Consider the following 14687-nt stretch of genomic DNA (forward strand, 5'->3'; position numbering starts at 1 on the left):
TCATGAGCTCACTTCCACGCATCGCCATTCTCGGAGCCGGCCCTGCCGGCAGCGCCCTTGCCGCCATGTTAGCCAAACAAGGCATTCATACGATGGTGTATGATGATGAGAAGCGACCGGCACTGCTGGTGGGAGAGTCGCTGATCCCGGCGATCGTGGCGATCCTGCAACGCATGGGAATTGAGGACCGGGTGGCGAAGATCTCGCAGTTCAAGCCGGGAGCGAGTTTTATTCATCACTTGGGCACGCGGATGAACTTCAATTTCAGGTCCGTGGAAGGTCGGCTGCCGCCGTATGCGTACAATGTGCCGCGGCCGGGCTTTGACGATGTGCTGAAGGATTACGCGAAGGAGCTGGGGGTGACGTTTGTGAAGCACCGTGCCGGGCTGGTGGCGAAGCCGGGTGGCAAGCCTGAGCTGGAACTGGATGCTGCGGCGCTGGAGGCAGGGGGGTATCGCGATGGCGCGAAGCCGGACCTGATCATCGACTGTAGCGGGCGCTCGCGCACGTCTGCGAAGCTGCTGGGGATCAAAGCGGCGACGGGGCCGCGACGGGATACGGCGCACTTTGCGCACTTCCACGGCATTGAGCATCCGTATGAGCCGGGGCAGATCGCGATCATGTATCATCCGTGGGGCTGGAGCTGGCGGATTCCGCTGCCGGACAAGATGAGCTTTGGGATGGTGATGAATCCGAAGGCGCTGCCGGAGTTTGGCGCGAGCGGCGAGGAGCGGCTGGACAAGGTGCTGGCGACGGATCCGGTGCTGGCCCCGCTGGCGGTGAATCGGAAGCGGGTGACGGATGTGTTTACGTACACGAATTATCAGCTCATTTCAGACCGGGCGCAGGGTCCGGGATGGGTGAGTGCGGGGGATGCGTTTGGGTTTGTGGATCCGATGCTTTCACCCGGGGTGTTTCTGGCGCTGGATTCGGCGGAGGCGCTCAGCGCGATGTTTGCGAAGCATGGGGAGAAGCTGCTGGATGCGCCGGAGAAACTGGCGAAGGAACTGGCGCAGTATGAGAAGCGGCAGCGCGCGTGGCATGAGGCGTGGCACGAGCTGATCGAGTATTTTTATGACGGGCGGATTGTGGCGTTTTATGAACGCGGGACGCAGCTGAGCAAGGATTATCCGGGGAAGTTCAGCAACATGATGGAGTGGATCTCTAACCGGGTGATCGCGCTGATGGCGACGGGTGCGGGGACGCTGTCGTTCTGGAACCGGATGTATCTGAAAGGGTGCTCGAGGTGGCTGCTGAATGGGGAGCGGGCGAAGGATCTGGCGCTGCCGTGAGGGGGGCGGTGGGGAGGAAAGGTGCTTATTTTTTAACCACAGAGGCACGATGAACACAGAGTTTCCAAACAGGATTCGATTCGGGCCTCCGGGGACATTGTATGCCGGTGATGAATTTCATTGTTTGAATACAGATCTGTTTTCCACGGATCATGGTATTGCACGTCGCAGGGAGAAAGACGTGGGCGGATGGTGGCCCCTCACCCCGGCCCTCTCCCCGGAGGCATTGTTGTTTTTAGCGTTATCGGGGGCGGGGAGAGGGAGAGCGGCGTTTGCTGTTCGGGGGGCGATTCGCGTGAGTGGTGAGGCGAAGTGGCGCGGTGGAGGCGGAGCGCGGTGTGGGAGCGGTGCGCAAGAGGTGTGGCGGCGCGTCAGGCAGACGCTGCTGGTGCCCGATGGGTGCGGCGGAGTGCTGGGTTTGCTTTTCCGTTGCTTGTTGGTTTTGACCCAGGAGAGCCTCGCCAAGGCTCGGCACCCCTGGGCTGAATTACGCAGCCCCTTCAGGGCTGGTGGGGTCTCGGACGAGGCTGTGAATTTGAGTGGAAATGGATTAACCTCGATGAACTGATGTTTGCACGACTGAGAGCTTCCTCCACCGCGGCGTATTTGCTGCCGCTGCTGCTGTTCCAAGTGCTGGGGGCGGTGGCAGGATTGTTTCGGGTGAAGAATCCGGAGCTGCCGTGGTATGTGAGGGCGCCGGAACATTGGGTGTATCCGATGCAAACGGTGGTGTGTGCAATGGTGCTGCTGTGGTTCCGAAAGCACTACACGCTGAGGCCTTGGCGTGGACTGGGGCTGGCCTTTGTACTGGGGGTGGCGGGGATCGCGGTGTGGGTGGCGCCGGCGCTGCTGAGGGAGTTTCTCGTGCAGCAGGGCCATGAACCGGCGGCGTGGTGGAAGTGGCTGGGGCTGGCGGAACGCACGGATGGGTTTGACCCGATGATCGCGAAGGATTCAGCGCTGTGGTTCAGCCTGGATGTGGGGATGCGATTTGCGCGGATGGTGCTGGTGGTGCCGTTTGTGGAGGAACTGTTCTGGCGCGGGTTTTTGATGCGCTTTCTGCTGACGGAGGACGGGCAGTTTGAGCGGGTGCCGTTTGGGACGCACACGTGGAAGGTGTTTTGGATCGTGACGGCGGCGGTGATGTTCATTCACAACCCGGAGGACTACGCGGGGGCGTTTGTGTGGGGGGCGCTGGTGTATTTTGTGGCGGTGAGGACGAAGAGCCTGGGGGCGTGTGTGTTCATGCACGCGGTGGGGAATCTGGCGCTGGGCTTGTATGTGATGAAGACGCAGCAGTGGGGGTTTTGGTGAGGGGGTGGGAAGGGATGGATTGCTGGAGAGCGGGTTGTGCACGAGTTGTGTGATGTGGTCGGTTTGCGGGTTCGGTTTTTCCAAGACACAAGGACGGCGAACGTTTTTGGGCGTCTGAGATGAGATAGACCCAAAATTTGGGACCCGGCGCAGCGGTTCTCTACCAGCTATGGGGGATGCGGCGTGGTGGGCGGGTGGGGATGTAGAGCGGAATTATATTCCGAGTGGCACGCGTCGCGGTATCGGAATACCGCGCTACATCCGCGAACGCGCGTGAGGGAGTCTTCGAATGCCCTTTCACGAATAGAGCTTTCGGATTCCGGAGGCTGCGAACCCAAAACCGTCTCTCAGAGGCGTTGCGGCGATAGGAACTTATTTGCCATGCTGGAGAGGCAAAGAAGTCTACCAGGATGTGGTAGGCTATGCGGGCGAAAGGCGGAGTGAGTGCGGGGGGCGAAGGGGGCCTTCTTTGAAGACTGCTCTCTCTATTTGTCGCCGGTGGGGAGGCGGGACTCGAGTTCTTTGATGCGGGCGAGGAGCTGGGGGAGGCGATTGATGCTGGCGAGACGGCGTTTTTCTTCGCCGGCGGGGATGGCGGGGAAGCCGAGGTATTTGCCGCCGGCGGGGAGATCGCGGGTGACGCCGCAGCGGGCGGCGAGGGTGCTCTGGGAACCGACATGGACGTGGCCGGCAATGCCGACCTGGGCAGCGATGACGACGTAGTCACCTATGACGACGCTGCCGGCAATGGCGGCACAGGCAACGATGATGCAGTGCCTGCCGACGACGACATTGTGGCCAATTTGGACGAGGTTGTCGATCTTGGTGCCTTCACCGATCCAGGTGCGGCCGAAGCGGGCGCGATCGATGGTGCTGCCAGCGCCGATTTCGACGTCGTTGTCGATCTGAACGATGCCGGCCTGGCGGACTTTTCGATGGCGGCCCTGGCTGAATTCATAGCCGAAGCCGTCGGCGCCAATGACGACGCTGGAATGCAAAGTGACGCGCTCTCCGAGAATGCACTCGGCGTGCACGGTGGCATTGGCGCGGAGGCTGGAACCTGCGCCGATGACGGCATTGCGCCCGACGAAACAGCCGGGGCCGATCTCGACTTCAGGGGCAAGCTCAACACCGGCCTCGATCACGGCATTGGGGCCGATGGAAACACGCTGGGGATCATAGCTGACGCCGTCTGCAATGACGGCGGAGGGATGCACGCCTGGGGTGAAAGGGGCGGGCTGAAAACCGTAGGTCTCCACGATCTGCTCAAAGGAGCGCGAGGGGTCCGAAACCGAGATGCAGGATGCGTTTGGAGGAAGGTCCGTCCAGCCGAGAGGGACGAGCACCGCGCTGGCGCGGGTGCGGGCCAGGCGCTCGCCGTAGCGAGAGTCGTGGAAGAAGCTGAGGTCTCCGGGGAGGGCCTCCTTCAAGGATGCAAAGCCGGTGATCTGTGCGAGGGGGTCGCCACAAAGTACCGTGCCACCGACGAGGAGTGCGAGATCGGAGAGGGAGATTTTCATTAGGGGGCGGAATCTTTACAAAGATCGTGTTCCGCGCCCGATTCAGCGTCTCGTTTTGGTAATATTTGCTAACCCTGCAAGGTCTCGACGCGCATCCAGCTAGGCTGGCCGCGGACGCACTGGAGCTGGGAGATGGCGGCGAGGGCGGCCTTCATGTCGCCAAGGCGGGCGTCGTGGATCATGAGGACGAGGGAGGTCTCTCCGCTGGTGTCTTCGAGATCTTCGGGCTGGATCATGGATGAGATGCCGATGCCACGCTCTCCGAGGGCGGTGGCGACCTGTGCGAGCACGCCGGGGATGTCATCGACGGTGAGGCGGAGGTAGTAGTGGGAGACGGTGTCGTCGATGGGCTTGGATTTGCCGTAGAGACCGTGGGGAACGAAGCCGCTGTGGCGGGCGCCATGCATGAGGACGGCGGCGGCTTCGCAGAGATCGCTGATGACGCTGCTGCTGGTGGGGTCCTGGCCTGCGCCGCGACCGTAGAAGAGGGTTTCGCCGACGACGTCCCCATTCACCAGGACGGCATTGAAGGCGCCACTGACGCTGGCGAGGACGTGCGAGAGGGGCACGAGGGTGGGCTGGGTGCGGACTTCGACGAGGCCGTTTTCATCGGCTCGGATGACGGAGAGGAGCTTGATGGTGTAGCCGAGACGCTCGGCGAAACGGAAGTCGGTGATGCTGACGCGGTCCACGCCTTCGACGTACACTTTGTCCTGGGGGATCCAGAAACCGTAGCTGAGGGAGGCGAGGATGATGGCCTTGTGAGCGGCATCCCAGCCGCTGACGTCGAGGGTGGGATCGGCCTCGGCGTAGCCTTTGTCCTGGGCTTCCTGCAGGGCGTCCTGATAGCTGAGGCCGGCCTGCGACATGCGGGTGAGGATGTAGTTGCAGGTACCATTGATGATGCCGTGGATGGAGCGGATGTGATTGCCCACAAGGCCTTCCTGGAGGACCTGAATGATGGGGATGCCGCCGGCGACCGCGGCCTCAAAGTAGATGGGGACGCCGCACTCCTCCGCCAGGGCGAAGAGTTCTTTGCCGCGCTCGGCGAGGAGGGCCTTGTTTCCGGTGACGACAATTTTTTTGGCGCGGAGAGCGGCCGAAACCATGTCGTAAGCGGTGGTGGTGCCGCCGATGAGCTCAACGATGACGGGGATGGAGGGGTCGTTTACAAGGTCCTTCCAGTCGGTGGTGAGGAGGGAGGCGGGAACGGCGACATCCCGCGGGCGGGAGAGATCGCGAACGGCGATTTTAGTGACCTGAAGATCGGCACCGATGCGGCGGCTGATGAGGGAGCGATTCTTTTCGAGATTCTTGAACACTCCGGCACCGACATTGCCTAAACCTGCCAAGCCTATGTTGATAACACGCGGAGAACTGACGATGGACATGATGGGAAAGTGGCCTGGATTGAGGGGCCGTAGTCATGGCGGAGGGGAAAGGATCCCGCAAGTGAGAAGGCTACAAGGGCTGAGATTGCAAAGTTCAGGCAAATTCTTATGCCGATTTACATCAAGAACTGAAAATGAACCCTTTGAAGTTTTTTTGATACAAAAAAATTCTTGTCCTAACCGCGCCGACCCTGATAAAGATTTGGCGAATTAAATGTTTCTGAGATCTTTTAGCTATTGGTTGGTGTGCAGTGTCGCCGCGGTGATCGCGGTGGGTGCTGCGGAGCCAAGCATGCATACGGCGACCGCCCTCACGATGGGTGAAGCGGGACTGGGGAGCGTGGTGGCCGTGCCGGAGTCCGGGCGTGAGTTTCTACTGTTCGTGGGCATCATGGCGATGGCATTTACCTACCGGTGCGCGTGGCTGAGCTGGAAGAGAAATGCACAGGAGTGAGGTGGGGGAGCGACGGCAGAAGGTGGTGCGAATTGAAAGAGCGTGGCTTACGGGGCTTGAGAGAGGTTGGGCATCGGAGGAAGCTTTTGTCACAGGAACGCGGTGCCAAGAGACTTGAGAGTCGTGGGTTGATGAGGGACCGTGGGTTTCACCCACTGCTACGATAATGACAGCCCCACGGGCTTGTGATGGGAGGAAGGCACCTGTGTGTATGAGTGGATGTTGTGTGCTGGATGTGCTGAGTCGCGCATGCTGGTAAAAGCGGTTTGGAACCGAGGCTCGGCGCGCGGAGACCGCCTATTTTGGTGAGTGGTTTTGATTCGACGGGGGTGTGGGGACTCGGCTAGCATCGGGGTATGAAAGTCTTGGCTGCTCTTGTCTTGCTGGTTCCTCATTTTCTCTCCGCAGCGGATGCTGCGTACCCGAAGCACGCGGTGGCGAGCGTGCACCCGCTGGCGACGCAGGCGGCGATGGATGCCTTTGAGAAGGGGGGCAATGCAATCGATGCGGCAGTGGCGGCAGGGCTGACGCTGGGGGTGGTGGACGGGCACAACTCCGGGATCGGCGGGGGATGCTTTTTTGTGATCCATGCGGCGGACGGGACGGTGACCTGCATCGACGGACGTGAGATGGCGCCCGGGAAGGCGAGCCGAGACATGTATGTAATCAACGGCAAGCTGGATGATGAGGCGAGCAAGACGGGGGCTCTGGCGTCCGGAGTGCCGGGATACCTGAAGGCGTGCGATGCGGCGCAGAAGAAGCACGGGAAGCTGAAGCTGGCGGATGTGCTGCTGCCGGCGGCGGAGATCGCGGAAAAGGGATTTCCAATTGATACGGTGTATGCGCGGAAGCTCGCGGCGACGGGAGCGAAGCTGGCGAAGTTTCCATCATCCGCGGCGATTTTCCTGAAGGATGGCAAGCCGCTGGGGAGGGGCGCGATGCTGGTGCAGGCCGACCTGGCGGGGACCTACCGGGCTGTGGCACAACATGGTATCGGCTGGTTTTATGAGGGAGAATTTGCAAAAAAGGCGGCGGCGTGGATGAAGGAGAACGGGGGACTGATGACGGCGGAGGATTTCGCGGCGTACAAGGCGCCGGAGCGTGAGGCGATCCGCTCGAAGTATCGTGGGTATGACCTGATCACGATGCCGCCGCCGAGCTCGGGCGGGGTGCATGTGGCGCAGATTTTGAACATTCTGGAGCATTTTCCGATCCGGCATTTCCGTGCGAGCAGCCGGGTGCATGTCATTACGGAGGCGATGAAGCTGGCGTTTGCGGACCGGGCGTACTGGCTGGGGGATCCGGATTTTGCGAAGGTGCCGCGGGGGCTGGTGGATCCGGCGTATGCGGCGGAGCTGGCGAAGAAGATCGACCTGGACCACGCGACGGCGGTGACGGGGCACAACCTGCCGCCGCACTGGGAGGGGGACGTCTTTGGCAAGCACACGACCTTTCTGTGCACGGCGGATGCGGAGGGGAACTGGGTGGCGCTGAACCAGACGATCAACACGGCGTTTGGCAGCAAGGTGGTCATACCAGGAACTGGTGTGCTCATGAATGATGAGATGGACGACTTCGCGGTGCAGCCGGGAATTCCAAACGCCTTCAAGCTGGTGGGGGCGGAGGCGAATGCGGTGGCGCCGGGCAAACGCCCGCTCTCAAGCATGAGCCCGACGATCGTGCTGAAGGACGGCAAGCCGGTGATCGTGACAGGAGCGGCGGGCGGGCCGACGATCATCACGCAGGCGCTGCTGCTGCTGACGCATGTGATTGATGACGGGATGCTGCCGGGGGAGGCACTGGCGGAGCCGAGATTTCACCACCAGTGGAATCCTGATGAGCTGAAAATCGAAAAGAAATTTGGCGAGGGAACGCTGGGCGAAGTGAAGGCGCTGGGGCACAAGCTGGCAGAGTCCGAGGGATTTGGGGCGTGCCAGGCCATCTATTTTGATGGGGAGAAGAAGCTGTTTTATCCGGCGAATGATCCGCGGGTGCCGGGGAAGGCAGATGGGAAGTGATGGGGCGTGGTGTTCTGGTGGGGGAGCTTTCCATAGCGGCATCGGAGTGCCGCGGTCCCAACGGGGTTACTCTTCGCGGAGTTTGCGGCGGAGGGTGGCGCGGTTCATTTTCATGGCGGAGGCGAGGCGCGTGGGCTTGCCTTCGAAGCGCTGGAGGAGGGATTCGAGCATGATGGATTCGACGGTCTCGAGGAGGTCGTCGTAGGCGGGCATTTTTTCGTCGGAGCCGGTGGTCTTTTGATCGAGCCAGGCGGCGATGCTGCGCTTGAGGGTGGTTTCGAGATGATTGGATTCGTCGGGCTGGACGATGCTCTGGGGGAGATGGTGCGGGAGAATGGTGCTGCCGCTGCAGACGGCGGAAGCGTGGGCCATGGCGGTTTTTAATTCGCGAACGTTGCCGGACCAGGCGTGGGATTTGAGAGCGGCGAGGGCCTCGGCGGAGAGGACGCGCTCGCCCAAAAAAGAGGCGGCGAGGGCGGGGATGTCCACGGTGCGATCCCGCAGCGGTGGCTGAGTGACCTGCAAAACGGCGAGGGCATAGAAGAGGTCTTCGCGCAGATGAGGTGCGGCCTCGTGGCTGGATGCGGTGAAGAGTCGGGCCTGCATGGTGCCGGTATTCAGACGATGCATAAGGGCGGCCTGCAGGGGCTTGGACCAAGTGCTGATTTCATCGAGAAACAGGACCCCCTGCCCTGCTCTGGCGATGGCTTCGTCGAGCGCGGCTTCGGCGCGGTCTTCCGGCCATTCATCGGCACGAAACACGATGAGGGGCTGAGTGGAGCGGGAGGAGTGGCGGTGAATGACCTGGGCGGCGAGGCTTTTGCCGCTGCCGGGAGGGCCCTGGAGAAAGACGGGTGCGTCATTGCCACTGGCCTGGGCGATGACGGCGAAGGCGCGCTGCATGGGCTCGCTGCTGCCGATCATGGTGGTCTCGGTGCGCTGCTCGACTTTCACGGGGGTGAGGATTTCGCGCACGGCGCGCTGCATGTCGGCGAGATTGAGGGGCTTGAGGAAGTACTCGCGTGCGCCGAGGCGGCGTGCCTCGAGGGCGGTGTCCAGGGTGCCGTGCGCGGTGATAATCATCACGGGCGGAGGATTGGGCAGAGACTGGATTTTTTCGAGGACTTTGAGGCCACTGATGTCCGGGAGGCCGACATCGAGGATGATGAGGGCGTAGGTCTGGGAGGAGAGTTTGTCGATGCCCCCCTGCCCCGAGGCAGCGACGACGGGGGTGGCATCGAGACGACGAACGAGCGTGGAAAGGGCGGCGGCGAGAGCGTATTCGTCTTCGATGATGAGGATGGCGGAATTCATGCGGTGAGAAGAGGAAGAGAGACGATGACGACGGCTCCGCCCTTGGGGTCATTTTGCAGATTGATGCTGCCACCGTGAGCGGTGACGATGCTGGAGACGATGTTTAAGCCGACGCCCATGCCGCCTTCTTTTTCGGTGAAGAAAAGCTCGGTGCCGTGAGCGAGTGATGACTCGGAGAAGCCGGTGCCGGAGTCGGTGAAGCGGAGTTCGCAGAAATTCTCGAGGGACTGGCTGCTGACCGATAATGTGCCGCCGCGAGGCATGGCCTGGATGGCATTGACGAGAATATTGCGCAGGGCCTGGGCGATGCGCTGGGCATCGCCCATGATCCAGATGGGAGAGCGCAGCGTGATGATGAGCTCGACGCTGGCGTGGCGGGCCTGGGGTTCGAGGTTTTTTGCGACATCGCGAACGCAAGCGGCGAGATCGAGCTTTACGAGTTTGGGAGGGAGTGGGTTGGCGAGGTGGAGCCACTGATTGACGAGACCGGCAATGACGGCGGATTCGTTTTCGATGAGCTGGACGGCCTGGCGGTCTTCCTCGTTTTGAGGTGTCATCAACTGGGCGTGAAGCTGGATGGAGGCGAGGGGATTTTTGATGTCATGCGCGAGGCTGGTGGCGACGCGGCCGAGCATGGCGAGACGCTCGGACTGGGCGCGCTTGAGGCGCTCGCGGACGAGGAGCCAGCCGACGAAGGCTGAGATGAGCCAGAAGGTGATGAAGGCGTTCCGAGTAGCGGGGTCGCGGAGCGAGAGGGACGATGCGGGCGTGTCCCTGAAAAAGCGCATGTAGTGGTGCCGATCGAGTTCGACAATCACGGACTGCTGATGATCACTGAGGTTCACCACGCTGCCGCGTTTGATGTCGGACTGAATCATTGATTCCACCTCTGGCATCATGGTTTCACGATCAAGGAACGTGATGCTGACGCCGAGGAGTTCCTTCAGGCTTCGGGCCAGCTTCTCGCTGCGGGGCAGGTTCATGTGCCGGACGGATTCGGCGTTTGCTTTTGCCAGTGCCATGAAGAGGCGGTTTGACTCCTCAAGCTCGCGCTGGCGCAGCCATGCGAGCAGGAGGAGAGAGCCCGCGATGATGAAAGCGAGGAAGCCGAGGCCGAGGGTGAGTCGGAGCTTTTGGGGGGAGGCGGACACTGCCTACGGTTCCGGCAGCGGAGCGGTTTTATCAATGGGCTTGTCTTCCCAGACGGCTTCGCCGGTGGTGGGGTCGTAGGTGAGGATGCGGCTCTTGCTGCCGGGGACGGGTGCTTTGTCGATCTTGGGGAGCCATTTGGCGAGCTCGGCTTTTTTGGCGGTATGCTCAGATTTTTTGGCGAGGTTGGTCCACTCGTTGGGATCGTTTTTGAGATCGTAGAGTTCTTCGCTGCCGTCGGCGTAGCGGATGTAGCGCCAGTCTTTGGTGCGGATGGTGTGATTGCCCTGATTGTGGGTGGTGATGGCGGGCCACTCGCGGGGTGCGGCGGCATTCTGGAACTGGGGCATGAGGCTATGGCCTTCGAGGTCGGAGCGCGCGGGCAGTTTGGCGAGAGCGAGGAGCGAGGGGAAGATGTCGAGGAGTTCGACAGGGCTGGTGCAGACCTGGCCGGGCTTGATGCCGGGGCCGGCGAAGATGAGGGGGACGCGTGTGCTGCGCTCCCACAATGTGTTTTTGCCCGTCATGAGTTTTTCGCCGAGATGCCAGCCGTGATCGCCCCAGAGGACGACGATGGTATTGTCCAAGCGACCGGTGGCTTCGAGCTGCTGCATCAAACGGCCGACCTGGCTGTCCATGAAGCTGACGCAGGCGAGGTAGGCGCGGACGAGGGGGCGCCACTCGTTGGCTTTGCGCAGGGTGGAAAGGCGAGGCTCGGGGAGCTTCCAGTGAAGGAAGTCGGCGAACTTGGGGAGATCGGCGCGATCGTCTTCTTTGACCGGCGGCATCTGCAATGTGGAATCGGGGTAGAGATCGAACCACTTCTGCGAAGCGAAGCATGGGACGTGGGGGAGGCGGAAACCGGCGGCGATGAAGAAGGGCTTGTCAGCAGGAGCGCGCTTCATGGCATCGATGGCGGAATCGGCGATTTTCCAGTCGGCGTTGTCTTCGTCTTTCTCGGGGAAGACACCCCAGTCCATGGCGGGGTGTCGATTGGGATCGTCAAAATGGGCGATGGGGGTTTTGGGTTTCGGCATGGGGCCGCGATTGCCCCATTCATTGAACTCGGCTTTTTGATCGCCACCGCGCATGGAGCCGTCGTGGTAGATCTTGCCGCTGTTGAAGGTGAAGTAGCCGGCCTGGGTGAAGGTCTGCGGGAGGGTAACGTGGTTTTTGGTCTGCGTGACTTCGCGAATGCCCGGGGCGAGGCCGTAGATGCCGGTGCTGGAGGGGCGGAGGCCGGTGAGGAGGGAGCTTCGCGAGGGATTGCAGAGAGGGGCCTGGCAGTGGGCGCTGGCGAAGAGGGTGCCGCGTTTGGCGAGGGCGTCGATCGCAGGTGTCTGCACCTGCGGGTGGCCGCCCATGCAACCGATCCAGTCGTTCTGGTCATCGATGGCGATGAAAAGAACGTTGGGACGGGAGTCGGCGGCGTGAACGTGAATGATGGCGGCAGAAAGCAGGAAAGCGGAACAGAGACGGAGCAACTTCATGGTCGGGTTTTAACGAAAGCGGGGCGCTCAATATAGCGCCGGCTTTTGTGCATGGGGTGCACGTTTTTGCCCGGGGCGTGTCGGATCGTTTGAATCGAGAAAGAAGATGATCATGCCTCAGCCGAGAGGGATGCGACGCAGCTGACGCAAGGTGTAGAAAGGTGTGTCGGATTCGAGGATGCGTCTTGCTCCGCGTTTTCGTTTTGGGCTGAAGCGCTCGCGCTGTGCCTCGAAGATGCCTTCGACAAACTCCTTGCTGCCGAGGACCACGCCGTCGCTGAAGTAACGCACGCGCAGCCGCAGCAGTTCCGCGATGCTGAGCTTTCCTTTTTGGGCGAGCACTGCGCGTGCTGACTCTGGAGTGACACCGCGGCGCACGACTTTTTCGTTTTGCGCGTCTTTGATCTCGCGACCTTCATCGTGAAGGAGGCAGCGGTAGGCTTCTGCAGCACCGGCGCTTTTCCAGCCGTCCACCGGTTTGCTGAGGGCTTTGCAGAGGCCGCGCTGAACGCGACGGCTGCCGCTGAGGGCTTCGGCATAGCCGCACCAGCGGTAGTCTTTTGAATCCTTGACGAGTCCTGCGCGGACCGGATTGAGATCGATGTATGCGGCCATGGTGCGGAGGGGTTCGCCTTTCCCCTCGACGAGCACGCTCTTGAAACGATCCATCCACAAGGTGCCGCGGCGGCTGCGGCGTTTGTTGAACCAACGGCTGAAGCGTTCTTTGATTTCTTTGACGAAGAGGGAGAGATCGCAGAAGCGCTTTTTGAGCGCTGCGATGCGCTGCTCGACGAGGGCGGTGAGACCACGCGAGCGGAGATCGGCCAGTTCATCGCGCAGGAGGCCGAGGTAGGCGCGGCTGTAGAGGGTACTGAGGTGGTCGAAGAGTCTTTCTTCGCCACCGGGACCTTCGAAGCGTTGCAGCCATGTTGCGCGATGCGGCACTTCCGCGAGCAGGTGGAAGTGATTGCTCATGAGGCAATAGGTGACCACTTTGATGCCGGAGAATTCGGCCATGCGCCAGATGATGCGGCGCAGTGCCTCTTTCTCGACATCGTCAAAGAACACTTCTCCGCCGTTCGTGCTCGACATGACGTGATAGCAATAGGACTCCAGAGGGCCCCTTCCCAGGATGCGGCGCCGGCCTCCTGACCAGGACCGCGCGCCTGGGTAGAGGCCGGTTTTTGCGTTGACGCCGATGAGCTGTTCTTCGAGCGGGAGAGCTTGGGAATCAGGGGGTTGGGCGGTTTTCACGGGTGGGAAAATGGGAGTAGAAAGAACAAATGCAACAATAAAATGCCTGGCATTTATTAGCTCACGCGATATTGCGCTCTTCTATTAGTGATTGCGAATTGGGGACGCGGGGTATCTCCAGTCATACGATGGGCATCATCGACCTATCGAGCGCCGCCTTGCAGCAAGGCTTCGGCAGGAATCTGGATCTGAATTTGAGTCTGTACTACTTCAGCGGTCTCATCCATTTACGAAGCACCTCAGCATGCTTGCCGGCATACTTGGCAAGGAGGTACCGCGTATCCAAATACGTCTTGCCTTTCTGACCCTCCGCCCATTTTTCATACACCGCATCGACCTGCTCATGAAAAGGCGGGTTCATGGCCTCAATGGCTTTCTGACGCTGTGCATAGTCTGCAGGCGGCCCATCCGGTCCGAAGAGTTGGGCGACCGCGCGCAGAAACTTTGGATACTCCACATCCCCGGCTTCATCCATGGCCTGCAATGCATCGTCCCATTCGTTGCAGGCCGTTGTGGTGAATGCCTGCTCAATGCCCTCATCCGCAAGCATCAGAATCGAAGTCGCCGAGATGTAACGCCTGGCTTCCGGCGGAATTGCCGCAAAGGAGGGTGGATCATCCAATGCCGAGCTCAGCCACCAAACCAAGTTCTCCAATCCGTAGGCCTTCTCGATCACAGGGGCAAGACAATAGGCATCATGCGGCCTCTCGCGCTGCAATTCATCTGTCAGTCTCACCGCACGTTCCGGGTCGGTCACTGCTAGCGCCGACAATGCCTCGACATACAAGTAGAAGGGTCTGCGGTCCGTTTCTTCTTTTCTCTCCGCCCTCGCTTCCCAGGCATTCAGCAGCTCGTCGATCTTTTGCTGGGGCAGGCGGATGCCCGCCGCGTTGAAAGCCTTGAGCGCCTCTTCAATCCTCGCGGCAGCAGGTGAGAAATACTCCTCCTTGTAAAAATGCTTCATCGCCAGCTCGGGCGACAGTTTTGCCAGCACCTGCAGTGCTTCGGGTGTCGCAGGGTATCCCTTCTCAGGTGCCACCCAAGGCAGTACCGCTGGAGCAAGCTGCTCGCAAAAGGCTGGCTCAAGATTTCGTCCTGGCAGGAAAGCATATCCAATCCGTCTAATCACCTCGTCACCCACTTGCGGGTCTGCCAGGGACCGGCAAAGAAAGGGCGCGGCTGCTTCCGCTCCCGTGCAGGCAAGCTCCTCTGCCAGGCTTCTTTGTTTGGACCGTGACAAGTCGGAATAGTGTTCCGTCAGAAATTTCGATTCTGATTTTCCTGCATCAGATCGGAGCCACGCCAAGTATCCATCCACAGTGGGTTCGCCAGGTTGGTGGAAATTTTCGGTCTTACTCAAGATGGTCTTGAGTTTCACTTCGTCTGCTTTTTCCGCCGCCTTCAACGACGGGGCCATGCACAGAAGAGAACCAGCCATCCAAATCCAGCCACATGCCACTGCCAAATGTTTCATGTCATGAGTGTCGGTTC

General features: G+C 60.7%; 11 protein-coding genes. 4 read left to right on the forward strand and 7 right to left on the reverse strand.

Annotation, left to right across the window (positions count from 1 at the left end):
* Positions 1-2: 2 nt before the first annotated feature.
* Positions 3-1292 carry an NAD(P)/FAD-dependent oxidoreductase gene (locus ACILSO_RS12910; protein ID WP_395737829.1) on the forward strand — a complete coding sequence of 430 codons (1290 nt, stop codon included), beginning with the start codon at positions 3-5 and terminating at the stop codon, positions 1290-1292.
* Positions 1293-1859: 567 nt separating this feature from the next.
* Positions 1860-2606 carry a CAAX prenyl protease-related protein gene (locus tag ACILSO_RS12915; protein WP_395737830.1) on the forward strand — a complete coding sequence of 249 codons (747 nt, stop codon included), beginning with the start codon at positions 1860-1862 and terminating at the stop codon, positions 2604-2606.
* A 485-nt stretch (positions 2607-3091) separates the two neighbouring features.
* Here the strand turns inward: ACILSO_RS12915 and lpxD are convergent, their stop codons facing one another.
* On the reverse strand, positions 3092-4126 hold the full coding sequence (gene lpxD / locus ACILSO_RS12920) for a UDP-3-O-(3-hydroxymyristoyl)glucosamine N-acyltransferase (protein ID WP_395737831.1): 1035 nt from the start codon (positions 4124-4126) through the stop codon (positions 3092-3094).
* A 68-nt stretch (positions 4127-4194) separates the two neighbouring features.
* Complete coding sequence (locus tag ACILSO_RS12925) at positions 4195-5517, reverse strand: homoserine dehydrogenase (RefSeq protein WP_395737832.1); 1323 nt, start codon at positions 5515-5517, stop codon at positions 4195-4197.
* Positions 5518-5731: 214 nt separating this feature from the next.
* Between ACILSO_RS12925 and ACILSO_RS12930 the strand changes: the two genes are divergently transcribed.
* Entirely contained in the window at positions 5732-5971 is a 240-nt protein-coding gene (locus ACILSO_RS12930) for a hypothetical protein (protein ID WP_395737833.1), read from the forward strand.
* Positions 5972-6327: 356 nt separating this feature from the next.
* Complete coding sequence (ggt, locus tag ACILSO_RS12935) at positions 6328-7989, forward strand: gamma-glutamyltransferase (protein ID WP_395737834.1); 1662 nt, start codon at positions 6328-6330, stop codon at positions 7987-7989.
* 66 nt (positions 7990-8055) lie between these two features.
* Here the strand turns inward: ggt and ACILSO_RS12940 are convergent, their stop codons facing one another.
* The 5 genes from ACILSO_RS12940 to ACILSO_RS12960 form a co-directional block, all read right to left on the reverse strand.
* Positions 8056-9303 (reverse strand): sigma-54-dependent transcriptional regulator, encoded by a 1248-nt coding sequence (locus ACILSO_RS12940; RefSeq protein WP_395737835.1) that lies wholly within the window; start codon positions 9301-9303, stop codon positions 8056-8058.
* On the reverse strand, positions 9300-10454 hold the full coding sequence (locus tag ACILSO_RS12945) for a sensor histidine kinase (RefSeq protein ID WP_395737836.1): 1155 nt from the start codon (positions 10452-10454) through the stop codon (positions 9300-9302). Before ACILSO_RS12945 ends, ACILSO_RS12940 begins: the two co-directional genes overlap by 4 nt.
* 3 nt (positions 10455-10457) lie before the next feature.
* Positions 10458-11942 carry a sulfatase gene (locus ACILSO_RS12950; RefSeq protein ID WP_395737837.1) on the reverse strand — a complete coding sequence of 495 codons (1485 nt, stop codon included), beginning with the start codon at positions 11940-11942 and terminating at the stop codon, positions 10458-10460.
* A gap of 117 nt (positions 11943-12059) precedes the next feature.
* Positions 12060-13196, reverse strand: a complete 1137-nt coding sequence (locus ACILSO_RS12955) for a transposase (RefSeq protein ID WP_395737838.1) — start codon at positions 13194-13196, stop codon at positions 12060-12062.
* Positions 13197-13401: 205 nt separating this feature from the next.
* Positions 13402-14670, reverse strand: a complete 1269-nt coding sequence (locus ACILSO_RS12960) for a hypothetical protein (protein ID WP_395737839.1) — start codon at positions 14668-14670, stop codon at positions 13402-13404.
* Between the last annotated feature and the right edge of the window lie 17 nt (positions 14671-14687).

It is taken from the genome of Prosthecobacter sp. (assembly GCF_044226605.1).
GTDB lineage: Bacteria > Verrucomicrobiota > Verrucomicrobiia > Verrucomicrobiales > Verrucomicrobiaceae > Prosthecobacter.

What these genes read in the sequence shown, in the direction of transcription:
- ACILSO_RS12930 (WP_395737833.1), top strand. Translation starts at nt 5,732, where the DNA reads ATGTTTCTGAGATCTTTTAGCTATTGGTTGGTGTGCAGTGTCGCCGCG.
- ACILSO_RS12960 (WP_395737839.1), bottom strand. Translation starts at nt 14,670, where the DNA reads ATGAAACATTTGGCAGTGGCATGTGGCTGGATTTGGATGGCTGGTTCT.
- lpxD (WP_395737831.1), bottom strand. Translation starts at nt 4,126, where the DNA reads ATGAAAATCTCCCTCTCCGATCTCGCACTCCTCGTCGGTGGCACGGTA.
- ACILSO_RS12915 (WP_395737830.1), top strand. Translation starts at nt 1,860, where the DNA reads ATGTTTGCACGACTGAGAGCTTCCTCCACCGCGGCGTATTTGCTGCCG.
- ggt (WP_395737834.1), top strand. Translation starts at nt 6,328, where the DNA reads ATGAAAGTCTTGGCTGCTCTTGTCTTGCTGGTTCCTCATTTTCTCTCC.
- ACILSO_RS12940 (WP_395737835.1), bottom strand. Translation starts at nt 9,303, where the DNA reads ATGAATTCCGCCATCCTCATCATCGAAGACGAATACGCTCTCGCCGCC.
- ACILSO_RS12925 (WP_395737832.1), bottom strand. Translation starts at nt 5,517, where the DNA reads ATGTCCATCGTCAGTTCTCCGCGTGTTATCAACATAGGCTTGGCAGGT.
- ACILSO_RS12950 (WP_395737837.1), bottom strand. Translation starts at nt 11,942, where the DNA reads ATGAAGTTGCTCCGTCTCTGTTCCGCTTTCCTGCTTTCTGCCGCCATC.
- ACILSO_RS12910 (WP_395737829.1), top strand. Translation starts at nt 3, where the DNA reads ATGAGCTCACTTCCACGCATCGCCATTCTCGGAGCCGGCCCTGCCGGC.